This window comes from Aeromonas diversa CDC 2478-85 (assembly GCF_000819805.1).
Lineage (GTDB): Bacteria > Pseudomonadota > Gammaproteobacteria > Enterobacterales > Aeromonadaceae > Aeromonas > Aeromonas diversa.
Genome location: NZ_CDCE01000010.1, coordinates 102,446 through 124,677, shown reverse-complemented (window position 1 = coordinate 124,677; position 22,232 = coordinate 102,446). Strand labels below are relative to the sequence as shown.

The 22,232-nt window shown below is 63.6% G+C and carries 24 protein-coding genes; 15 read left to right on the top strand and 9 right to left on the bottom strand.

Annotated elements, in window-relative coordinates; all coding sequences use genetic code 11:
• Positions 1-49 precede the first annotated feature (49 nt).
• A complete protein-coding gene (locus tag BN1121_RS02400; protein WP_005350574.1) occupies positions 50-451 on the bottom strand; it encodes an META domain-containing protein in 402 nt (133 codons plus the stop codon).
• 257 nt (positions 452-708) lie between these two features.
• Between BN1121_RS02400 and aroQ the strand changes: the two genes are divergently transcribed.
• From aroQ to BN1121_RS02370, 6 genes are all read left to right on the top strand, one after another.
• Positions 709-1,158 carry a type II 3-dehydroquinate dehydratase gene (gene aroQ, locus BN1121_RS02395; protein WP_005350573.1) on the top strand — a complete coding sequence of 150 codons (450 nt, stop codon included), beginning with the start codon at positions 709-711 and terminating at the stop codon, positions 1,156-1,158.
• 36 nt (positions 1,159-1,194) lie between these two features.
• On the top strand, positions 1,195-1,650 hold the full coding sequence (gene accB / locus BN1121_RS02390) for an acetyl-CoA carboxylase biotin carboxyl carrier protein (protein WP_005350572.1): 456 nt from the start codon (positions 1,195-1,197) through the stop codon (positions 1,648-1,650).
• Between the two features lie 10 nt (positions 1,651-1,660).
• On the top strand, positions 1,661-3,001 hold the full coding sequence (accC, locus tag BN1121_RS02385; protein ID WP_005350570.1) for an acetyl-CoA carboxylase biotin carboxylase subunit: 1,341 nt from the start codon (positions 1,661-1,663) through the stop codon (positions 2,999-3,001).
• 78 nt (positions 3,002-3,079) lie between these two features.
• Positions 3,080-3,328 carry a DUF997 family protein gene (locus BN1121_RS02380; protein ID WP_005350567.1) on the top strand — a complete coding sequence of 83 codons (249 nt, stop codon included), beginning with the start codon at positions 3,080-3,082 and terminating at the stop codon, positions 3,326-3,328.
• Entirely contained in the window at positions 3,318-4,775 is a 1,458-nt protein-coding gene (panF, locus tag BN1121_RS02375; RefSeq protein ID WP_005350565.1) for a sodium/pantothenate symporter, read from the top strand. Before BN1121_RS02380 ends, panF begins: the two co-directional genes overlap by 11 nt.
• An 80-nt stretch (positions 4,776-4,855) precedes the next feature.
• A complete protein-coding gene (locus tag BN1121_RS02370) occupies positions 4,856-6,244 on the top strand; it encodes a PTS transporter subunit EIIC (RefSeq protein ID WP_043597096.1) in 1,389 nt (462 codons plus the stop codon).
• Here the strand turns inward: BN1121_RS02370 and BN1121_RS02365 are convergent.
• Positions 6,235-7,119: a LysR family transcriptional regulator gene (locus BN1121_RS02365; protein WP_005350560.1), complete on the bottom strand. Its 885-nt coding sequence runs from the start codon at positions 7,117-7,119 to the stop codon at positions 6,235-6,237. The genes BN1121_RS02370 and BN1121_RS02365 overlap by 10 nt on opposite strands.
• A 96-nt stretch (positions 7,120-7,215) precedes the next feature.
• Between BN1121_RS02365 and BN1121_RS02360 the strand changes: the two genes are divergently transcribed.
• From BN1121_RS02360 to panC, 6 genes are all read left to right on the top strand, one after another.
• Positions 7,216-8,280, top strand: coding sequence for a zinc-binding alcohol dehydrogenase family protein (locus BN1121_RS02360; RefSeq protein WP_005350559.1), 1,065 nt, complete (start codon positions 7,216-7,218; stop codon positions 8,278-8,280).
• A 324-nt stretch (positions 8,281-8,604) separates the two neighbouring features.
• Entirely contained in the window at positions 8,605-9,486 is an 882-nt protein-coding gene (gene gluQRS / locus BN1121_RS02355) for a tRNA glutamyl-Q(34) synthetase GluQRS (RefSeq protein ID WP_005350557.1), read from the top strand.
• 47 nt (positions 9,487-9,533) lie between these two features.
• Positions 9,534-10,982 (top strand): polynucleotide adenylyltransferase PcnB, encoded by a 1,449-nt coding sequence (gene pcnB, locus BN1121_RS02350; RefSeq protein ID WP_043157307.1) that lies wholly within the window; start codon positions 9,534-9,536, stop codon positions 10,980-10,982.
• Positions 10,982-11,479 (top strand): 2-amino-4-hydroxy-6-hydroxymethyldihydropteridine diphosphokinase, encoded by a 498-nt coding sequence (gene folK / locus BN1121_RS02345; RefSeq protein ID WP_005350554.1) that lies wholly within the window; start codon positions 10,982-10,984, stop codon positions 11,477-11,479. The genes pcnB and folK overlap by 1 nt, the downstream gene beginning before the upstream one ends.
• Before the next feature lie 8 nt (positions 11,480-11,487).
• Positions 11,488-12,282 carry a 3-methyl-2-oxobutanoate hydroxymethyltransferase gene (gene panB / locus BN1121_RS02340; protein ID WP_005350552.1) on the top strand — a complete coding sequence of 265 codons (795 nt, stop codon included), beginning with the start codon at positions 11,488-11,490 and terminating at the stop codon, positions 12,280-12,282.
• A gap of 42 nt (positions 12,283-12,324) precedes the next feature.
• Complete coding sequence (gene panC, locus BN1121_RS02335; RefSeq protein WP_005350549.1) at positions 12,325-13,173, top strand: pantoate--beta-alanine ligase; 849 nt, start codon at positions 12,325-12,327, stop codon at positions 13,171-13,173.
• Between the two features lie 77 nt (positions 13,174-13,250).
• Here the strand turns inward: panC and BN1121_RS02330 are convergent, their stop codons facing one another.
• From BN1121_RS02330 to hpt, 5 genes are all read right to left on the bottom strand, one after another.
• Entirely contained in the window at positions 13,251-13,775 is a 525-nt protein-coding gene (locus BN1121_RS02330) for a rhodanese-like domain-containing protein (protein ID WP_005350546.1), read from the bottom strand.
• The gene (locus BN1121_RS02325) at positions 13,775-14,194 is read right to left on the bottom strand and encodes a MauE/DoxX family redox-associated membrane protein (protein WP_005350538.1); all 420 of its coding nucleotides are present in this window, start codon (positions 14,192-14,194) and stop codon (positions 13,775-13,777) included. The genes BN1121_RS02330 and BN1121_RS02325 overlap by 1 nt, the downstream gene beginning before the upstream one ends.
• A 183-nt stretch (positions 14,195-14,377) precedes the next feature.
• Positions 14,378-15,151 carry an ABC transporter permease gene (locus tag BN1121_RS02320; RefSeq protein ID WP_005350536.1) on the bottom strand — a complete coding sequence of 258 codons (774 nt, stop codon included), beginning with the start codon at positions 15,149-15,151 and terminating at the stop codon, positions 14,378-14,380.
• Positions 15,148-16,068, bottom strand: a complete 921-nt coding sequence (locus tag BN1121_RS02315; RefSeq protein ID WP_081606413.1) for an ABC transporter ATP-binding protein — start codon at positions 16,066-16,068, stop codon at positions 15,148-15,150. The genes BN1121_RS02320 and BN1121_RS02315 overlap by 4 nt, the downstream gene beginning before the upstream one ends.
• A 104-nt stretch (positions 16,069-16,172) precedes the next feature.
• Complete coding sequence (hpt, locus tag BN1121_RS02310; protein WP_005350527.1) at positions 16,173-16,703, bottom strand: hypoxanthine phosphoribosyltransferase; 531 nt, start codon at positions 16,701-16,703, stop codon at positions 16,173-16,175.
• A 201-nt stretch (positions 16,704-16,904) separates the two neighbouring features.
• Here hpt and BN1121_RS02305 point away from each other — a divergent pair, with 201 nt between their 5' ends.
• The gene (locus BN1121_RS02305) at positions 16,905-17,543 is read left to right on the top strand and encodes a TetR/AcrR family transcriptional regulator (RefSeq protein ID WP_043157317.1); all 639 of its coding nucleotides are present in this window, start codon (positions 16,905-16,907) and stop codon (positions 17,541-17,543) included.
• 70 nt (positions 17,544-17,613) lie between these two features.
• Here BN1121_RS02305 and BN1121_RS02300 read toward each other — a convergent pair whose 3' ends face one another.
• Complete coding sequence (locus tag BN1121_RS02300; RefSeq protein ID WP_005350524.1) at positions 17,614-18,192, bottom strand: NapC/NirT family cytochrome c; 579 nt, start codon at positions 18,190-18,192, stop codon at positions 17,614-17,616.
• 10 nt (positions 18,193-18,202) lie between these two features.
• Positions 18,203-18,802, bottom strand: a complete 600-nt coding sequence (gene pdsA, locus BN1121_RS02295; protein WP_005350522.1) for a periplasmic diheme shuttle PdsA — start codon at positions 18,800-18,802, stop codon at positions 18,203-18,205.
• A gap of 236 nt (positions 18,803-19,038) precedes the next feature.
• Here pdsA and BN1121_RS02290 point away from each other — a divergent pair, with 236 nt between their 5' ends.
• Together BN1121_RS02290 and BN1121_RS02285 are read left to right on the top strand one after the other, a co-directional pair.
• Complete coding sequence (locus tag BN1121_RS02290) at positions 19,039-21,234, top strand: OmcA/MtrC family decaheme c-type cytochrome (protein WP_005350520.1); 2,196 nt, start codon at positions 19,039-19,041, stop codon at positions 21,232-21,234.
• Positions 21,235-21,324: 90 nt separating this feature from the next.
• Positions 21,325-22,227 (top strand): DmsE family decaheme c-type cytochrome, encoded by a 903-nt coding sequence (locus tag BN1121_RS02285; RefSeq protein WP_407921482.1) that lies wholly within the window; start codon positions 21,325-21,327, stop codon positions 22,225-22,227.
• The last annotated feature ends 5 nt before the right edge of the window (positions 22,228-22,232 follow it).

The following is a 22,232-nucleotide window of genomic DNA, read 5'->3' as shown; positions in this document are numbered from 1 at the left end:
CGTCGCATAAGGGGAAAGGCGAAGGGCCGCGGCGGCGGCCCTTGGGGGGTTATTGGGCGGCGCCCCGGCGCTCCAAGGTGAGCAGCACGGCGCCGTCGGCGCCCTTGAGCTCGAGGCGATCCCCTGCCACGGCGTAGCCCTTGACCTGCCCCAGCGTGGTGAAGAACGCCCCCTCGCGGGCAGCGAGATCGCCTTCGACGCACATCATGCGGGTTGCCCCGACCGGGCCCAGGGTGAGGGTGCTGGCATCGAGCCGCTCGATGGCACCGAAGTAACGGTTACAGCCACCGCGTCCGGCCAGGCGCTCGCCGGCCACCTGCAGGGTGAAGGTGTCACCCTTGGCACCGGTCAGTTGCCACTGATGCGCCTTGAGTTGTTCCATCCCGTTGCCGGTGCTCACCGCGCATCCTCCCAAGGCCAGGGCGGCCATCAAAACCAGAAGGGGTTTCATCGCTTGATCTCCTCTACAGTCCAATCAGCAGGGCCCATTTAGAAACATTGTCAGGGCTCATGTCAAACCGGCCACCTGTTCAAAAAAGAGACTAATGTAGAGATTAGACCAGTAAAATGCTGTGATTTTTCACGAAATCAATATAATTGCGAAATCTGTGTGCTACGGCACACTCGATCGGACAAAAAATGGCTACTTTGCTCTCTTGGGATAAAAACCCCGCAAGATCGCAGCAATTTCGCCGAGGATACGCGAACATGGCCCCAAAACACCGCATTCTCGTGCTCAACGGCCCGAACCTGAATCTGCTGGGTAAACGGGAGCCGGGCATCTACGGCAGCCAGACCCTGGCCGACATCGTCGCCGATCTGCAGGCACAGGCCGATACCCTGGGGGTCGAGCTTGAGCACCTGCAGTCCAACGCCGAGAGCGAACTGATCGGGGCCATTCATCAGGCCATGGGCCGGGTCGACTTCATCGTCATCAACCCCGCCGCCTTCACCCACACCAGCGTCGCCCTGCGCGATGCCCTGTTGGGGGTGGCCATCCCCTTTATCGAGGTGCACCTGTCCAACGTCCATGCACGGGAGCCCTTCCGCCACCACTCCTATCTCTCCGATGTCGCCAAAGGCGTCATCTGTGGCCTGGGAGCGGCCGGCTACGAGTTTGCCTTAACCGCGGCCGTGCGTCATCTGCGCGCCGCATAATCTTCACGCACAGACAAAAGAAGAAAGAGAATGCTAATGGATATCCGCAAGATCAAGAAACTGATTGAACTGGTTGAAGAGTCCGGCATCGCTGAACTGGAGATCTCCGAGGGCGAAGAGTCCGTGCGCATCAGCCGCAACTTCGGCGGTCAGGTGACTGCCGCCCCGCAGATGATCATGCCGCAGATGGCCGCCCCGGCTGCCCAGGTTGCCGCCGCTCCGGCTGCTGCCGCCCCGGCCGCCGACGCCACCCCGAGTGGTCACCTGGTCCGCTCCCCCATGGTCGGTACCTTCTACCGCTCCTCCAGCCCGGAGGCCAAGGCCTTCGTGGAAGTGGGTCAGCAGGTCAATGCCGGCGATACCCTGTGCATCGTCGAAGCCATGAAGATGATGAACCAGATCGAATCCGACAAGAGCGGCGTGATCAAGGCCATCCTGATCGAGAACGGCCAGCCCGTGGAGTTTGACGAACCGCTGTTCATCATCGAATAAGGGACGTCACATGCTCGATAAAGTTGTCATCGCCAACCGGGGCGAAATCGCCCTGCGGATCCTGCGCGCCTGCAAGGAGCTCGGGATCAAGACGGTCGCCGTGCACTCCACCGCCGACCGCGAGCTCAAGCACGTGCTGCTGGCCGATGAGTCCATCTGCATCGGCAAGCCGGCCAGTACCGACTCCTACCTCAACATCCCGGCCATCATAGCCGCGGCCGAGGTGACCGGTGCCGTGGCCATCCACCCCGGTTATGGCTTCCTCTCCGAGAACGCCGATTTCGCCGAGATGGTCGAGAAGTCCGGCTTCATTTTCATCGGTCCGCGTGCCGACACCATCCGTCTGATGGGGGACAAGGTCTCCGCCATCGAGGCGATGAAGAAGGCGGGCGTGCCCTGCGTGCCGGGCTCCGACGGTCCGGTCGACAACGACGCCAAGCGTAACGCCGCCATCGCCAAGCGCATCGGCTATCCGGTGATCATCAAGGCCGCCGGCGGCGGCGGTGGTCGCGGTATGCGCGTGGTACGCAGCGAGGCCGAGCTGGCGGGCGCCATCGCCCTGACCAAGTCCGAGGCCGGTCAGTTCTTCAAGAACGACATGGTCTACATGGAGAAGTTCCTCGAGAACCCGCGTCACATCGAGATCCAGGTACTGGCCGACGGCCAGGGTACCGCCCTCTATCTGGGCGAGCGTGACTGCTCCATGCAGCGTCGCCACCAGAAGGTGGTCGAAGAGGCGCCGGCACCGGGCATCACCGAAGAGATGCGCCGCAACATCGGCGAGCGCTGCGTGCGCGCCTGTCTCGAGATCGGCTACCGCGGTGCGGGTACCTTCGAGTTCCTCTACGAGAACGGCGAGTTCTATTTCATCGAGATGAACACCCGTATTCAGGTAGAGCACCCGGTCACCGAGCAGATCACCGGCGTGGATCTCATCAAGGAGCAGCTGCGCATCGCCGCCGGCCAGCCCCTGTCGATCACCCAGCAGGACATCCGCATTCGTGGCCACGCCATCGAGTGCCGGATCAATGCCGAGGATCCGGCCACCTTCCTGCCCTCGCCGGGCCTGATCCAGCGCTTCCACGCGCCGGGTGGTCTGGGCGTGCGTTGGGACTCCCACATCTATGCAGGTTACAAGGTGCCGCCCTACTACGATTCGATGATCGGCAAGCTTATCTGCTTCGGCGAGAACCGCGACGTCGCCATCTCCCGCATGCGCCAGGCGCTCGACGAGCTGGTGGTCGAGGGGATCAAGACCAACGTGCCGCTGCAAAAAGAGATCATGAAGGACGAGAACTTCCAGCACGGTGGAACCAACATCCACTACCTGCACAAGAAGTTGGGTCTGTAAGGACTCTCCCCAAAAGGGCCGTGGCGACACGGCCCTTTTTTGTTATCCTCTGCGCCCCCCGTTTTGCTGGAGGCCAAGGTGAACCGCTTCATCCTCGCCCGCCGGGAAGCCCTGCTCTGTCTCGGGCTGGCCCTGCTCTACTTCATCGCCTGGTACGCCAGCGCGTACGCCGTCCCCGAGGCCATCGCGCTGTGGGGCATTCCTCTGTGGTTCCTGCTCAGCTGCATGGTGATGCCCCTGCTGTTTATCGCCCTGTGCGCCTTCATGGTCGAGCGTCTCTTCGTCGAGGTGGATCTCAACGACACGGAGCCCGGCGATGAATCCTGAGTTGCTGCTGCCCCTCGTCATCTATCTGCTGCTGGTGCTGGCCGTGGGCTTTTGGGCCGGCCGCCACCGCGGCGGCGACAACTTCATGAGCGAATACTTCATCGGTAATCGCAGCATGGGGGGCCTGGTGCTCGCCATGACCCTGGTGGCCACCTACACCTCGGCCTCCTCCTTCATCGGCGGGCCGGGCGCCGCCTACAAGGTGGGGCTCGGCTGGGTGCTGCTGGCGATGATCCAGCTGCCCACCGTCTGGCTCACCCTGGGGGTGCTCGGCAAGAAGTTCGCCATCATAGCCCGCCGGGTCGATGCGGTGACCATCAACGACATGCTGTGGGCCCGCTACCGCTCCCGCGCCGTGGTCATCATCGGCTCGCTCACCATAGTGCTCGCCTTTATCGCCACCATGGTGGTGCAGTTTATCGGCGGGGCGCGCCTGCTCGAGACCGCCACCGGCCTCTCCTACCAGCAGGGGCTGTTCCTGTTTGCCGGCTGCGTGCTGCTCTATACGGTGATCGGCGGCTTTCGCGCCGTGGTGATGACCGACGCCCTGCAGGGACTCATCATGGTGATCGGCACCGCCGCCCTGCTCGGCGGCATTCTGGTGGCCGGGGATGGCCTGCCGAACCTCATCCACGGCTTGCAGGAGATCGACCCCAAGCTGGTCAGCCCCTCCGGGGCCGGCGACATGCTGACCCAACCCTTCATGCTGAGCTTCTGGGTGCTGGTCTGTCTCGGGGTGATCGGCCTGCCCCACTCGGCCCTGCGCTGCTTTGGCTATCGCGACAGCAAGGCGCTGCACCGGGGCATTCTCATCGGCACCTTGGTGAGCGCGTTTCTCATGTTTGGCATGCACCTGGCCGGCGCCCTGGGGCGCGCCATCCTGCCCGGCATGGATAGTCCGGACAAGATCATGCCCTCGCTGATGATGGAGGTGCTGCCCCCCTGGCTCGCCGGGGTCTTCCTCGCCGCCCCCATGGCCGCCATCATGTCGACCATCGACTCCCAGCTGATTCAGGCCTCGGCCACCCTGGTCAAGGATCTCTGGATCAACTATGTGCGCCCGAGCGAGCAGCGGATGCGGGCCCAGGTGCCGCGTCTCTCCCTGCTGTGCACCCTGATCCTCGGCGCCCTGGTGCTGGTGGCGGCGCTAAAGCCCCCCGAGATGATCATCTGGCTCAACCTGCTCGCCTTCGGCGGCCTGCAGGCGGTGTTCCTCTGGCCCCTGGTACTCGGCCTCTACTGGCCGCGGGCCAACGGCGCCGGGGCGCTCGCCAGCATGCTGGCCGGCGCCATCAGTTATGGTCTGCTCAACCAACTGGCCATCAAGCCCTGGGGCGTGCACCCCATAGTGCCGAGCCTGCTGGCCGGCCTGTTGGCCTTTGTGATCGTCACGCGGCTGACCCCGCCGCCCGAGGCCGAGGTACGCGCCCTGTTCGAGGAGTCGTGACCCCAGGGGGTGAAAACGCTATCCCCAAATGGGGATGACTAGGGTAAACTGTGCGCCGCATCACATTTCAGAGCCCTGGCATGCACCTGACTCGCCCCCTGACCAAGACCCTGCAGCGGCTCGGCTACGCCCTGCTGCTGCCGGTCTCTCTGCTGCCCCTGGCGGCCCTGCTGATCCGCCTAGGTGATCTGCAGCTCCCCGTCTTGAGCCTCACCGGCCAGGCCCTGTTCGGCCAGATGCCCCTCATCTATGCCATCGCCATCGCCTTTGGCCTGAGCGAACGCGGCCACGGCGGCCAGGCGCTGACCGGTGCCGTGGGGTATCTGCTGCTCTCGAGCGCCATGGACAGCCTGCTGCCGCATCTGCACGCGGACATGATGTGCGGCCTGCTGGCCGGTATCACGGTCGCCCTCTGCTGGCCCTGGGCCATGGCTCTGCGGCTGCCGCGCGTGCTGCATCCCTTGCAAGGCGAGCCGCTGGCCATGCTGCTGTCGGCCCTCGCCTGCCTGCTGCTGGTGTTTCCGCTCGCCGGTCTCTGGCCCGCCTTCGAGCAGGGCATAGTGCTGCTCGCCCAGCGGCTGCTCGACACACCGCTCGGGGCCTTCTGCTACGGGGTGCTCAACCGGCTGCTCATTCCCTTCGGCCTGCACCAGGTGCTGGGGAGCCTGGTCGGCATCGGCACCGGCGATCTGGATGCCCTGGCCCAGGCTCTGCCCCCTCACGCCGAGTTTGTCGCCGGCCTCTACCCCATCATCATGTTCGGCCTGCCGGGTGCGACCCTGGCCATCTGGCTGCACCGGCAGCACAGGCCCAAGGGCGCCCAGGGGGGCATGCTGCTGGTCCTGGCCCTCACCTCGGCCTTGCTCGGCATCACAGAGCCCATCGAGTTTCTGTTTGCCTTCACGGCACCACGCCTGTTTCTGGCCCATGCCCTGCTGACCGGCTTCTCCCTGGCCCTGTGCAAGATGATCGGCATCGAGGTGGGCAGTTACTTCTCGGCCGGCCTGCTCGATCTGCTGCTGTGCGCCCCGAGCGGCGTGAACGCCTTCTGGCTCATCCCCATCGGCATTCTCTTCTTCGTGGTCTATGCCCTCACCTTCTGGCTGCTGCTGGGCGGGGAGAAGCTGTGCCAGCTCACCCCCCTGGGCCATGCCACGGCGGCCTGCGCCCCCGCGGGGGATCCTCAGATGCTGGCCATTCAATACCTCAAGGCCCTGGGGGGGCTCGACAACCTGCAAGCCATCAGCGTCTGCCTGACCCGGCTCAGCCTGCGGGTCGAGAGCATGGGGCGGGTCGATCAGAGCCGGCTACCCCAGCTCGGCTGCCTCTCCTGGATGGTCATCAACGAGCATCAACTGGTACTGGTGCTGGGCCCCAACGCCGGGCCCATCGAGGCCCAGATCCGCATGCTGGCCGAGCGCCAGTCGGTTCCCCTCGGCAACCACCCGGTCCACCCCGCTCAGGAGTAAGGACGGGCGAAGGGGAGCCGCTGCTGCACCCACTCCATCAGGGCAACCAGGGCTGGCGCCAGATATTCCCGACTCGGGTAGACGAAGTAGAAGGGGTTATCGGGGATCGCCAGCTGTGGCAGCACCCGGCACAGGGTTCCGGCCTGCAAGGCATCGCCGCACAGGTGGTGCGGCAGCAGGGCGATGCCGGCCCCGCCCAGAGCCATCTGATGCAAGGCCAGCAGGCTGTTGCTCTGGGTGCGGGAGGGGGGCATGAAGGGCCGCTCTGCCAGAGGCCACAGGGGCAGAGAGTGGTGCACCAGACACTCGTGCTGACTGAGCTCGGCCAGGGTATGGGGCTCCCCTCGCCGCGCCAGATAGGCGGGCGCCGCCACCAGATGACGCGCCACCGACCCCACCTTGCGGCAGATGAGGCTTGAATCCTTGAGCGGCGCCGCCCGCATCGCCAGATCGAATCCCTCCCCTATCAGGTCCCGCTGCTCGTCGGAGAGCACCAGCTCGATGCTGACCCCGGGGTAAGCCTGCTGAAACCCGGCCAACCAGCCACCGAGCAACAGGATGCCGGTCGCCTCGGGCGCCGTGATCCGCAGCCGTCCGATCGCCGTCTCCTGCAACAGACTCATCTCCCTGGCGGCCTGACTCGCCCGCTCCCGTATCACCCGGCAGTGCTGATAATAGGCCTCTCCCTGCGGGGTGAGGTGCAGGCGCCGGGTGGTGCGCTGCAGCAGCCGTACCCCGAGGTGCGCCTCGAGGCGGGCCAGCTTCTGGCTCACCGAAGACTTGGGCATGCCGAGCTGCTCGGCGGCGGCGGTAAAGCTCCCCTGCTCCACCAGTACGGCAAACAGTCCCATCAGATCGAGCGGCTGATTGTTCATTTATACGAACACTCTTTATGGATTACCCAACTTAATCGGAATAATAACAGGCGCTAGAGTGGCCACCAATTCCCCCCAAGCCACGGAGCCGCACACATGAAAGCCATTGCCCTGACCCACTATCTGCCGAGCGATCACCCCGACTGCTTCATCGAGGCCGATCTGCCCGCCCCCGAGCCCGGCCCCCGGGATCTGCTGGTACGGGTCAACGCCGTCTCGGTCAACCCGGTCGACGTCAAGGTGCGTGCCCCCAAGGCCAAGGTCGAGCCAACCCCGCGGGTGCTGGGCTGGGACGCGGTCGGTGAGGTGATCGCCATCGGCAGTGCTGTGACCGGCTTCAAGGTGGGCGATCGGGTCTGGTACGCCGGCGACATCAGCCGCCCCGGCAGCAACGCCGCCCTGCAACTGGTGGACGAGCGCATCGTCGCCCTCGCCCCGCAACGCCTCAGCGATGTGGAGGCAGCCACCCTGCCGCTCACGGCCATCACCGCCTGGGAGAGCCTGTTCGAGCGCATCGGCTTGCACGATGAGAGTCAGGGACGCCTGCTCATCATCGGCGGCGCCGGTGGAGTGGGTTCCATCGCCATCCAGCTGGCGCGCCGCCTGCTGCCCCATGTGGAGGTGATCGCCACCGCCTCGCGCCCCGAGAGCCGCGACTGGGTCATGAGCCTGGGGGCACACAAGGTGGTCAACCATCACCATTTGCCGGCGTCGCTGGCCGAAGAGGGGATCGATCGGGTCGACTATATCTTCTGCACCAACGCCACCGGGCAACACTGGCAGAGCATGAGCGATCTCATCACCCCCTTTGGCCACATCTGCACCATCGCCGAGTCGGCCGAGCCCTGGGACATGAGCCTGCTCAAGGCCAAGAGCGTCACCTTCAGCCAGGAGTTTATGTTCACGCGATCCCTGTTCAAGACCGGGGATATGCAGCGCCAAGGGAATCTGCTGGGGGAGGTCGCCCACATGGTGGACGAGGGCCTGGTGCGCACCACCCTGACCCGTACCCTGGCGCGACTCACCCCGGCCAGCCTGGCAGAGGCTCATCGCATCCTCGAGGGGGGCCAGATGATAGGTAAATTGGCCATCGACAGCCGTAACCTGCACAACCAGGACGCAAAGGCGCCCCATCATGGGGCAGAGGCAGGCTCACGCTGAGGTAAAAAAAACGGACTGGCCGGCTGGCCAGTCCAATACCTGAAATGAACACACACATCCTGCGGGCAGGACGCCGAAGAGTTTGCAGGTCCCGTGCCAACCCCCAACATCGGCGCCACGTAAAAAAATGGCCGCCCAAAGGCGGCCAAACCATGACGGAAGGCGAACGGATTCGCCAAGAGCAAGGGTGGATGCTGCCATCCACAGCCCAGCAGCATTACAAGATGCGTGCCACTCTCCCAAGGTCGATGGCGAGCAGGCTTGAGTTTTTCTGTCAGGGGCGCAGAATGCATACCCCAACCGCGCGACGACTTCCTTGACACCATGACACCACCCTATGTCGGGCGTTTCGCCCCCTCCCCCTCCGGCCCCCTTCACTTCGGCTCCCTGGTGGCGGCCCTTGGCAGCTATCTGCAGGCACGAGCCCAGGGAGGACAGTGGCTGGTTCGCATCGAGGACATAGACCCGCCGCGCGAGATGGCGGGGGCGAGCGACCTGATTCTGCGCACCCTGGAGCGCTACGGCCTGACCTGGGATGGGGAGGTGATGTACCAGAGCCGGCGCCATGCCCGTTACGACGAGATCATCGAACGCCTCTACCAGAGCGGCGATCTCTACTGGTGTCGCTGCACCCGGCGCGAGATAGCGGCCGCCGGCGGCCTCTATCCCGGCACCTGCCGCGAGCTGGGGCTCGGCCCGGCGGGCTGCGCCGCCCGACTGCGCCAGCGCCACCCGGTTTATCACTTCGACGATACCCTGCAAGGGCGTATCGAGGTGGCACCGGCCCTGGCCGGAGAAGACTTCATCGTGCGCCGGCGCGACGGTCTCTACGCCTACAACCTGGCCGTGGTCATCGACGACATGGACAGCGGCATCACTGAGGTGGTGCGCGGGGCCGACTTGCTCGAGCCCACGGTGCGCCAGATAGCCCTCTATCAGCGCCTGGGTGCCGCCGTCCCCGCCTGGGTGCACCTGCCGCTGGCGGTGCAGCCCGATGGCAACAAGCTCTCCAAGCAGAACCATGCCCGAGCCCTGCCGGACGACCCCGGCGCCCCTCTGCTGGCGGCACTGGCCTTTCTCGGCCATCCGGCCCCCGGCGATCTGCACGGGGCCCCGCCGGCCCGGCTGCTCGAGTGGGCCATCCACCACTGGCAACTGGCACGGGTACCGCACCGGATCAGCCTGCCATCGCCCGTGACGGGCTAGATGGTTTTTCATTTGGTCGGGCCTGAGCTATCATAGGCCGCTATTTTTTGGCCTCCCGTCAAACAGAGTTATCGAGGTGTACCATTTTTTCCCAGATCGCAAACTTTTGCCGCAAGGTGCTAGGCAAGGAAGAGGGCGGCATGCCGATGGAATCCGAGCAGCAAGCCCCCGTCATCCATGAACGCCGCATCCTCTCCCGCGATGAGCATTCCATCTCGCGCAAGGAGATCAGCGAGAATGCGCTCAAGGTACTCTACCGCCTGAACAAGGCCGGCTACGAGGCCTATCTGGTCGGTGGTGGCGTCCGTGACCTGCTGCTCGGGAAGATGCCGAAGGACTTCGACATCGCCACCGAGGCGACCCCGGAGCAGATCAAGGCCCTGTTCGGCAACTGCCGTCTCATCGGCCGCCGCTTCCGTCTTGCTCACATCGTGTTTGGCCGCGACGTGATCGAGGTGGCCACCTTCCGCGGCCACCACCATCAGGTGAACAACAGCCGTCACATCTCCGCCCAGAGCGAAGAGGGGATGCTGCTGCGCGACAACGTCTACGGCACCATCGAAGAGGATGCCGAGCGCCGCGACTTCACCGTCAACGCCCTCTACTACAGCGCCAAGGACTTCACCCTGCACGACTTCGCAGGGGGCCTGGAGGATCTGCAGGCCCGTCGCCTGGAGCTCATCGGTGACCCCGAGACCCGCTACCGGGAAGACCCGGTACGAATGCTGCGGGCGGTGCGCTTTGCCGCCAAGCTCGATATGCAGATAAGCCCGCGCACCGCGGCGCCGATCCGCGAGCTGGCGCCCCTGTTGCAGGATATCCCGGCGGCCCGCCTGTTCGAGGAGACCCTCAAGCTGTTCCTGGCCGGTCATGCCCTGGAGACCTATCGCCAGCTGCGCGACTACAACCTGTTCCAGCAACTCTTCCCGCAGCTGACTCCGCTGCTGACCCCGAACGGGGACTCGGTCTGCGAGCGCTTCATCGAGCAGGCGCTGATCGATACCGACAAGCGGGTGCAGGACGACAAGCGCGTCACCCCTGCCTTCATCTACGCCGCCCTGTTGTGGGGACCGGTCGAGAGCCGTGCCCGGGTGCTGGAGAACGAGAGTGGCCTGCCCTGGCACGACGCCTTCATGATGGCGGTCAACGAGGTGCTGGATAACCAGACCCGCGTCATCGCAGTGCCACGCCGCTTCACCACCGACATTCGCGACATCTGGGCCTTGCAGACCCGTCTGACCCGTCGCCAGGGACGCCACCCCGAACGCGCCATGGAGCACCCCAAGTTCCGCGCCGCCTACGACTTCCTGCTGCTGCGCAACCGGGTCGAACGAGGCCTCGGTGAGCTGGCCAGCTGGTGGGAGCGCTATGTGGAGTCCGCCCCCGAGTCGCGTCAGCAGCTGCAACGGGACGCCAGCCGTGACGAGCCGCGCGGTGAGAAGAAGCGCAGCAACCGCCGGCGTCGTCCGCGTCGCCGCAAGCCGGCCACCGAGTAATGACCCTCGCCTTCGTCGCCATCGGCTCCAACCTGGACGCCCCCCTCGAGCAGGCGCAGCGCGCCGTCGAGGCCCTGCGCCAGGTGACAGAGAGCCGACTGGTACTGGCGTCATCTTTCTATGCCAGCCGGCCCATGGGGCCGCAGGACCAGCCCGACTACGTCAACGCCGTGGTCGGCCTGGAGACTGCCCTCGCCCCCCTGGCGCTGCTGGATGAACTGCAACGTATCGAATTGGAACAGGGACGTGTTCGCAAGGATGAGCGCTGGGGGCCCCGCACCCTGGATCTCGATCTGCTGCTCTATGGTGACACCGTCATCGAGCACGAGCGTCTCACCGTGCCCCACTACGGCATGAAGGTTCGGGAGTTTGTGCTGCTCCCCCTGCACGAAGTAGCCCCCCGTCTCAGCTTGCCCTGTGGCTCGTCCCTGTCAGATCTGGTTGCCCAGTGCCCGCGTAACGGCCTCATGGTCGTGGCGCCGGCCCCTGCCGTGTAGGAGCCTTTATGAGCAAGATCACCACCGCCACCCTGCTGAAGATGAAGCAGGAGGGACAGAAGTTCACCGCCATCACCGCCTATGACGCCAGCTTCGCCAAGCTGTTCGACGACGAGGGAGCCCATGTGCTGCTCATCGGCGACTCCCTCGGCATGGTGCTGCAAGGGGGCGACGATACCCTCGCCGTCAACATGGACGAGATGGTCTATCACACCCGCTGCGTGGCCCGCGGTGCCGAGAAGTCCCTGGTCATCGCCGACCTGCCCTTCATGAGCTACGCCACCCCGGAGCAGACCTACCAGAACGCCGCCCGCCTGATGGCCGCCGGTGCGCGCATGGTCAAGATGGAGGGGGGCGAGTGGCTGTGTGACTCCATTCGCCACCTGACCCGCAACGGGGTGCCGGTGTGCGGCCACCTGGGGCTGACTCCCCAGTCGGTGCACGTCTTCGGCGGCTTCAAGGTGCAGGGGCGTGACGAGTTCCAGGCCCAGGAGATCTACCGCCAGGCCCTGGCCCTGCAAGAGGCCGGGATCCAGCTGCTGGTGCTCGAGTGCGTGCCGGTCTCCCTGGCCGAGCGCATCACCAAGGCCCTGCGCATCCCGGTGATCGGCATCGGTGCCGGCCCGGTCACCGACGGCCAGATCCTGGTGATGCACGACGCCTTCGGCATCACCTCTGGCTATGTGCCCAAGTTCACCAAGAACTTCCTGATCCAGGGTGGCGACCTGCGTGGCGCGGTCCGCCTCTATATCAAGGAAGTGGCCGAGGGGACCTTCCCCGGCCCGGAGCACTGCTTCAACTGACATCAGGGGGCCACAGGCCCCCTTAGCTTAGGAGTTCATCTCATGCTGGTTGTCTCACAGATCGCCGATCTTCGTTCCACCCTTGGCGCCTGGCGCCGCGCCGGCGAGCGCATCGCCTTCGTGCCCACCATGGGCAACCTGCACCAGGGGCACCTGACCCTGGTGGCCGAGGCCCGCGCCCGCGCCGAGCGCGTGGTGGTGAGCATCTTCGTCAACCCCATGCAGTTCGACCGGGCCGAGGATCTGGCCAACTACCCGCGCACCCTGGAGCAGGACTGCGACGCCCTGCGCGCCGCCGGCGCCGATCTGGTGTTCACCCCAACCCCGGAGGTGATGTATCCCAAGGGGCTGGCCAACCAGACCTTCGTCGAGGTGCCGGGTCTGTCTGCCCTGCTGGAAGGCGCCCTGCGCCCAGGCCATTTCCGCGGCGTCAGCACGGTCGTCACCAAGCTCTTCAACCTGGTGCAGCCCGACGTGGCCTGTTTCGGTCAGAAAGACTTTCAGCAGCTGGCGCTCATTCGCCAGATGGTCGACGACATGGCCATGCCCATCGAGATCGTCGGCGTGCCCACGGTGCGCGCCGACGATGGCCTGGCCCTCTCGTCACGCAACGGCTACCTCACCGCTGCCGAGCGCGCCATCGCCCCGACCCTGGCCCAGGTGATGCAAACCCTGGCGAGCCGACTGGCCGCCGGCGAGCGTGACCTCGAGGCCCTGGTGCGCGACGGCGCCCGCGCCCTGGACCAGGCGGGCTTCAAGACCGACGCCATCGACATCGTCGATGCCCGCACCCTGCTCCCGCTCGATGAGCAGAGCCGCGAGGCGGTGATCCTGATGGCCGCCTTCCTGGGCAAGGCACGCCTCATCGACAATCAGTGCGTCGCCCTGTAACGCGCACGCCCTCGCCTCTGCCCGCTGCGGGCCGGAGGCTGACCAAGAAGAGACCCGCCGGATGGCGGGTCTTTCGTTTAGTCGGTAGCGAGGGGGTAACCGGCCCCTTTCCAGGCAAAGATGCCACCCGGCACCCGATAGACCTGGCGATACCCCTGAGCCACGGCCCAGGCCGCGGCGTTATGGCTGCGCCCGCACTGAACGAAGCCGCAATAGATCACCAGGGGGCGATCCTTGTCCTCACCGAGCAGGGCCAGCAGCTGCGCCTCGCTCCCCTCCCCTTCCACTATCTCGCTCCAGACCGGCTCGGCCTTGGCCTCTTTGACGAAGACGAAGTTCTTGGCCCCCGGAATGTGCCCCTTCTTGTAAGAAGCATCGAGCGGCATGGTATCGAGGATGACCATGGCCTCCCCTTTGTCCATACGCCCCTTGAGCTCGGCCACCGTCATCAGCTGGTAGTGGCCCTGCGCCGTCTCGTTGGCCAGCTGCACCGCACTCTGCTCCAGTTTGACCTCCTGCTCGAACTGATTGTCACCACAGCCGCCCAGCATCAGGGAGGCCGCCACCAGCGAGGCGAGCAGGGAGAGGGAACGGGTTTTCATCATGACACTTCCTTGGTTGGGAGAGAGAAGGGGCGAGATGGAAAGAGCAGAGCGGCCGCCATGGCCAGCATCAGCAGATCGCGCCCGATAGCCTGAGGCAATGAGCCCAGATCGGCTTTGCCGAGGCACCCGCAAGCGATGTCGAGACCGATGGCGACGCCGTATCCGAGCACGGCGATAAACATCAGCAGCAGAGCGATCATCAGCCAGACGCCCCAGCGCCGCCCCATGATCACTGCGCCGCCCGCCAACGCCTCCAGGGCGATCACCCCCCAGGCCACCGCGGGTTGCAGCGAAGACCACACCAGCCCGAAGGCATCGATCTGCTGCACGAAGAGGGCGGGAGAGAGGGTCTTGAAGATCGCCGAGAGGAGGAAAAAGCCCCCCAGAAGCAGTCGGGCGGGAAGGCGCCACGCCATAAAACACCTCTTAATGGGTAGGCAACTAGTCTAACAACTTGTCGTCGTTTGACAATCCACCCCATGATGATCGACCCCACGAAAATGAAGGATATGGGCGGTGCGACCGCCCCTTGTCAGGGTCGAGCCGGTGCGACACGCATAAAAAAGGCGCCGCAGCGCCTTGTTCCTTGCAAACCCGCCTCAGTGGCGCAAACCGATGCCGCGCGAGACCAGCCACCAGGCCAGGGTATAGAGGGCAACGATGAAGCCACCGATGATGAGGTAGGCCGTGGTCAGCGGCACGTCCGAGATGCCGAGAAAGCCGTAACGGAACGCGTTGACCATGTAGATGATGGGGTTGACCTGGGACACCCCCTGCCAAAATTGGGGCAGCAGGGTGATGGAGTAGAAGACGCCGCCCAGGTAGGTGAGCGGCGTCAGCACGAAGGTGGGAATGATGCTGATATCGTCGAAGCTCTTGGCGAACACCGCATTGATAAGCCCGCCCAGGGAGAAGACGATGGAGGTGAGCAGCACGGTGACGCAGACGCTGAAGAGATGATGGATCTGCAGCGGCACGAAGAAGAGCGACACCAGGGTCACGATCAGCCCCACGCAGAGACCGCGGGCCACGCCGCCCCCGACAAAGCCGGCGATGATGACGTAGTTGGGCACCGGGGCCACCAGCAGCTCTTCCACGTTGCGCTGAAACTTGGCGCTGTAGAAGGAAGAGGCCACGTTGGAGTAGGAGTTGGTGATGACCGACATCATGATGAGGCCGGGCACGATGAACTCCATATAGCTAAAGCCGCCCATCTCGCCGATGCGCGACCCTATGAGGTTGCCGAAGATGACGAAGTAGAGGCTCATGGTGATGGCCGGCGGCACCAGGGTCTGTACCCAGATGCGGGTAAAACGGGTGACCTCCTTGGCCAGAATGCTCTTGAAGGCGATCCAGTAGGCCTGCGAATTCATGCTTTTCTCCCCTCTTCCACCAGACGCACAAACAGCTCCTCGAGCCGGTTGGCCTTGTTACGCATGCTCTGCACCCCGATCCCCAACTCGCTCAGGGCGGCGAAGAGGCCGTTGAGGGTCTGGCTCTTGTCGAGCTCCACCTCCAGGGTGCGGCTGTCGACACAGCGGCAGTGATAGCCGGGCAGCTCGAGGGCCGCCGGGCATTCGGCCGTCAGATCGAGCAGGAAGGTCTCGCGACCGAGCTTGCCGAGCAGGGACTTCATGCTGGTATTCTCGATAAGCCGGCCCTTGTCGATGATGCCGATGTTGCGGCACAGCATCTCGGCCTCTTCCAGATAGTGGGTGGTGAGTATGATGGTCACCCCCTGGCGGTTGAGATCGCGCAAGAACTGCCACATGGAGCGGCGGATCTCGATGTCGACCCCGGCGGTCGGTTCGTCGAGGATGAGGAGCCTCGGCTCGTGCATCAGGGCGCGGGCTATCATCAGGCGCCGCTTCATGCCCCCGGAGAGGGTGCGCGCCTGCATGTCCCGCTTCTCCCACAGGTCGAGCTGGCGCAGGTACTTCTCGGCGCGGATCTTCGCCTCGGCACGCGGCACACCGTAGAAGCCCGCCTGGTTGATGACGATCTGTCCGACCTTCTCGAACTGGCTGAAGTTAAACTCCTGGGGTACCAGGCCGAGCTGGGCCTTGGCCTTCTCCAGATCCCGGTCGATGTCATGGCCAAACACCTTCACCTGGCCGGCGCTCTTGTTCACGAGCGAGCTGATGATGCCGATGGTGGTCGACTTGCCCGCGCCATTGGGGCCCAGCAGGGCGAAGAAGTCTCCCTCCTCGACGCAGAGATCGATCCCCTTGAGCGCCTCGACGCCTCCCGGGTAGGTTTTTCTCAGTTCCGTGATTTCCAGTGCTTTCATCATGTCCTCTGCTCATGCACGGCAATCTTGTCGTTGCCTCATACAAAAGAGGCGGCACTGGGCCACCTCTGCTGCCGGGCGCCACCGAAGCGCCTGGGTGCCCATTACTCCTGAGGCACTACCTTACCGATATAGGGCAGGTTGCGATAGCGCTGGGCATAGTCGATGCCGCAGCCGACCACAAACTCATCGGGAATGGCGAAGCCAATCCACTCGACCGGCACCTGCACCTCACGACGGGAAGGCTTGTCGAGCAGGGTGCTGATGGTCAGCGACTTGGGCTCACGCAGAGAGAGGATCTCGCGCACCTTGTTCAGGGTATAGCCGGTGTCGATGATGTCTTCGACGATCAACACATCCTTGCCCTTGATGTCATCATCCAGGTCTTTGAGGATGCGCACGTCGCGGCTGCTGTGCATGCCGGTGCCATAGCTGGATGCAGTCATAAAATCGAGACTCACCGGCAGTTCGATGTGACGGCACAGGTCGGCCAAAAAGACGCAGGAGCCGCGTAGCAGACCCACCAGCACCAGCTCGTCGGTGCCCTGATAGTGTTCGGTGATGGCCTTGCCCAGCTCGACGATACGGGCCTGCACTTCACTCTCGGGGATCATTACCTCAACGGTATGTTTCATGTTTCACTCCAACCGTGTCATGTCCCACACATGACGCTTCTCGATTCGAAAGTGGCAAATTGTAACATCTGTCATCTGTGTCGTCAGGCACATCACTCTTTAACCAGATTAATTTAGTTGGTAAAGTGCTCAGTGATCACAGGCTAAGTCGACAACGACAGATTCATACAACCATAAATCCAATAAAAGAAAGACAATATGATGGAACCACGCGCAGAAATCAGACGGCGCACCCGGCTCTCGCCGGTGGCTCGCCGTTCCCAACTCATGGAATGTGCCATTGAAGTGTTCTCCCGACGCGGTATCGGTCGGGCCGGACATGCCGAAATTGCCGAAGAGGCGAAGGTGTCAGTGGCGACCGTTTTCAACTACTTCAACACCCGCGAAGAGCTGGTCGATGAGGTGCTCGGCGAGGTCGAGACCTTCATTCGTCAGCTGATGACCGAAGCCTACGGCGACCACCACCCCATTTGTGACAGCATTCGCCGTCATGTGGAGCTGTTCGTCGACGTGGCCTACGATCGCCCCGACCACGCCAACATCTGGCTGGAGTGGAGCTCTTCCGTCCGCGACGAGGTGTGGCCACGCTACGTCAAACTGCTGGACGAGATCCTCGAACACATCACCCCCCGTCTGCAGAAGGCCCTCGATCGCGGTGAGATCGAGAGCGAACTGAGTGCCCTCGCCCTGGCCCGTATCCTGACCAGCTTTGGCTACCTGATGATGCAGATGATCAACGCCCCCGAGCGCCCCCTGCGCAGTGAGGTCGTTGAAACCGTTTACCAATACGTCACCGCCCCCATTAAAGTCGGTGTCCCCCAGGCCCTCGCTCTGGCCTGAATCAAATAATGAATCGCCGGTGATCGGAGTGAAGGCGACCTTAGGCCGCCTTCATTCTTTTGTGCCCGTGTCACTCGCCCCGAGGCAGTTGATGGGCTATCCCTGCATGGCAATCGATGCAGGTCTCTCCCCGCGCCACCATCCCCTTGTGACGCCTTGCCGCCACCTTGGATTGATTCTCCAGGTCCATCCTGGCCGGATCGTGGCAAAAACGGCAGGTGTGCGAATCACTCTCCTTGAACTCTGTCGTGGCGATGGCTGCCAATCTGGCCCTGTGCTCCTTGTCGAAGTTGTCCGGAGTGATCTCCCCTTTCAGCCTCAGATAGATATCCTTGGTGGCCCGGATCTTGACCCACAGTTTGGGCAGCAACTCATGGGGCACGTGGCAGTCGCCGCAGGTGGCCGCCACCACCCCCTGGGTATTCTTGAAGTGGGCAGAGGCGTGATACTCAGTGACTATGCTGTCCATCCCCAGGTGGCAGCTATAGCAAAACTCGTTGCTGTTGGTATAAGTCAGCACACCGTTAAACCCGGCCAGCGCTATCGCACCCAACAGAAACGCGAGCAGGCCTCCCAGCGGCACACCGAGCCGCCAGCGGGCTCCCGGTATGGTCCACAGACGGCGCCACAGACTCGGTTTGTCGCTCACCGGCCCCTCCTCACTGCAAGCTGGCGTAGTATTCGGCCAGGGCTGCCAGATCGGCCTCACTCATGGCCGCGAGTGCCTTGTTCATGCTCTTGTCCACATCGCGTTTACCCTCCCTGAACTCATGCAGGGAGTAGAGCAGGTATTCCTTCATCTGCCCCCCCAACAGGGAAGATTCATCGTCCGGATTACGCCCCCCTCCCGTGTGGCACTTCTCGCACTTGGCCTGATGCAGCGCCTTGCCCGCCGCCGCCTTGGCCCCATCGAAGGGTTGCTTGGCCGGGACGAAGGGGAGTGCGGCATAATAGGCCGCCAGGGCATCGATCTGCGCATCGGACAAGGACTTCATCACTTGGGTCATGTCCCCCGCCTTACTGGTATCCCCCGACACCTGGTTCACCCGCTTGGCGGGCCGCCCCTCCAGATAGGTTCGCATCTGCTCGCCGAGGTTCACGGCAGGCAGCCCGCCTATGGTGGGGATGGCCTGAGAGAGGCTAATCCCTTTGGGGCCATGACAGGCATCGCACTCCTTGGCCATCTCCTCGACCGCCGCCTGTGCGACGCCCGCCTGCATCCCCCCCAGCAACAACACCATTGCCATCGCTTTTTTCATCTGTTTCTGCTCCCTGTTGCTACCGCTCAATCCGTTCACTCGGTCACAAAACGCCCCTTATTGACATCATTGTGAGAATAGACGAGCGCAAATCACCTACCTTTTTAATGGACAAGGTCGTGAGATGGCGCACACGCCATGGCGATAGCAAGGCAGGAAAAACAAAAGCACTTTTGAGCAGTGTCACAAGGAATGGAGCTGGGCCGATGCCGGGCCTGCATCAAAGGAACAACAATATGAAAATCTGGAATGCAGTGATCGCTACCCTGATGGTGGTGGGGGTAGTGGCATGTGGTGGCGGTGAGAGCGACAAGAATACCCCTCCCCCCAGTGGGAAACCCGGCGTCACCATTACCTCGCCCCGTTACGATGCCCAGAGCCGCAGCCTGACCGTCGAGTTCAGCGTCATGGACAGCCAGGGGCGCCCCATCACAGGGCTCACCCCCGCCGTCACCCTGGCTCAACTGATCGAAGAGGAGCAGGGGCGTGCCGGTAGCATCAGCCGCTGGCAGAGCCTGCTCAACCGGACTCGCAATCGACCGGCTGACAGCGCCTCCAGCGTCCCCTCTGTGATCCAACCCACCACCAACCCGGCCGCCAACGCGACCCTGACCGACCACGGTGACGGCCGCTATACCTATCTCATCAAGCAAGTCCCCTATGGCGCCGATACCGATCCGGTCAATGGCCACCCCCTGCAGTTTGTCACCAGCCGAACCACCCGGCTCGGGATCCAGCTCGCGGCCACCGACAGTTCCGATATCAGCAATCCGACCTATGACTGGGTGCCCGATGGCAGCCCCGTCAGCAGCCGCTCCATAGCCGAGACCAAGAGCTGCAACAATTGCCACGACAAGCTGGCCCTGCACGGGGGGGGCCGGGTCGAGGTCCCCTTCTGCGTCACTTGCCACAATCAGGGCAACACTGGGTATGGTCGCAGTTTCGTCAACAAGGTGGAGAAGAACGAAGTCAGTCTCGACTTCAGGGTCATGCTGCACAAGATCCACCGCGGCCGGGATCTGCCCCAGGTTGAAGCGACCGACGGCGGTCAGTACATGGTCTATGGCTTTCGCGACACTAAGCACATCTATGGGGCCAATGACGCAGGCACCCTGTCGGGGGTGCATTTCCCGCAAGAACTGCGCAATTGCTCGACCTGCCATGACGACAGCAACAGCCAGACGCCTCAGGCCAACAACTGGTTCAGCGTCCCCAGTACAGAGACGTGCGGCTCCTGCCACGAGGACCACAGCGCCAACCACTTCGCCTCGACCGAGATGTACTGCGCCAACTGCCACGGCCCCAATCCGACGGTGCGGCAGGCCTCGGTGAAGGTGATGCATGAGGGTCGTCTGGCCGTGCTCCAGGCCGGCCGGGATACCCTTAAGATGACCATCGAGAGTGCCCGTTATCAGGCCCCCGATATCCTGGTCGAGGTGCGCCTGACCAAAGACGGCGTCGGGTTCAACAGCCTCGACGAGCTCAAGCCATTCCTGGCCACCGGCAGAGCCTATGTATTGGTCAACTGGGACAATGGACAGGGGGATGCCATCAGCTACTCCGAAAACCGGATCGACATGGCCAGCGGCTGCAGTGCGCAGGGCGATGGGCTGTTCCTGTGCCAAAAGAGCATGACCAAGGTACCGGCAGACAACGCCGTGCTGGTGGTCGCCAATGCTGAGATGGCCCTGTGCGCCGATCGCAAGGCGCTGGAAAATGGTAACCCGGCCAGTCTGGCCCAGTGCAGCTCCCTGGTGGATCGCTCAGGCAATCCGGAAGACGCCGACCTGCACACCATCGCCGCCAACGTGGCTCATGGGGCCTTCGATCTCGGGGGCAGCCCGGTCTCTTATCAGGAGCCGGTCGGTGTCAACCGCGCCAACTGTAACGGTTGTCACAAGGATCTGACGGTGCACGAAAGCAATCACAACGCCAAGGACTTCGTGCAGTGCACCAGCTGCCACAATGCGACCCGGGCCGCCTTCTATGCCGGCTTCCCGGCCGATCTCAAGTACCACGTCCACTCCTTCCACGCCATGGGCTCTCACCGGGACGGGGAGTCACGCTTCCCCGGTGTCATCAACAACTGTGAGAACTGCCACACCCAGGCCCAATACAACCTGCCCAACCAGCAGAACGCCAGGCCTTCGCTCGCCACGACCACGGCGGACAACAAGAATCCCAAGTACTTCAGCCCCACCCTGGTGGTCTGCGCCAGCTGTCACCTCAAGTCCCCCCTCGGCCTGGTCAACGCGACCACACCGGCCAGCGGCGATGAGTGGGCAACTCACATGCAGGGCAATGGTGCCGTGTTCGGGGCCGACAGTGCCACCGCCGCCAGTGGCACCGAGCAGTGTGCCAGCTGCCACGCGGTGGGCCAGGAACAGGGGGTCGACAAGGTCCACAAGGTATACGACTACCGCGCTAACTAAAGACCCGGGCGGGGGCAACCCCGCTCGGCACATTGAGGGAGTCACGAGATGACAAGGACGATAACCTGGGGGTTGGCGCTCTGCTTGCTGATGGGGATGATGGCCGTGGTTGAGGCTGCCGATCCCCGTGAAGAGGTTGAGGCCGTGCTGGACAAGAAGTTCGACCAGGGGAGCTACTCGACCAAGGGGGCGGACACCTGCCTGCGCTGCCACGATGCGGAGTCGGACAAGCCAGCGACCGGTATCTTTCACTCGGTGCACGGCAATCCGGGCAACGCTCACGGCCCCATGGGGGATCGTCAGTGTGAAGCCTGTCACGGTCCGATTGGCAATCACGCCCGCAATCCGCGCAAGGGAGAGCCGAGAGAACCCATGATCACCTTCGGGCCCAACTCTCCCGTCCCGGCCGAGAAACAAAACAGCGTCTGCCTCTCCTGCCATACCGACACCCGGCGCATGGGGTGGCATGCCAGCAGCCACGCCAGCGAGGATCTCACCTGCACCAGCTGTCACCGGGTACACCAGGCCAAAGACCCCATGAGCGAGAGCACCACTCAGACGGCCGTGTGCACCGATTGCCACGCCAAGGAGAAGGCCGATCTGCACAAGCGATCCAGCCATCCCCTGCAGAACGGGGCTATGGCGTGTGCCAGCTGCCATAACCCGCACCAATCCATCAACCCGGCCGATCTCAAGCAGCCTTCGACTAACGAGGCCTGTTACGAGTGCCACGCCGAGAAGCGTGGTCCCTTCCTCTGGGAGCACGAGCCGGCAAACGAGGACTGCGCCCTCTGCCATGAGCCTCATGGCGCTATCCAGGGCGCGCTGCTCAAGAAACGACTGCCACAACTCTGCCAGGAGTGCCACAGCGAGCCCCACGCCAATATGGCGATCCCCGAGGGGGATCTCAAGGTGCGGGGCGGGAGCTGCCTCAACTGCCACGGGCAAGTTCACGGCAGTAATCACCCCAACGGCCAGAGCCTGAGACGCTGAGGAGG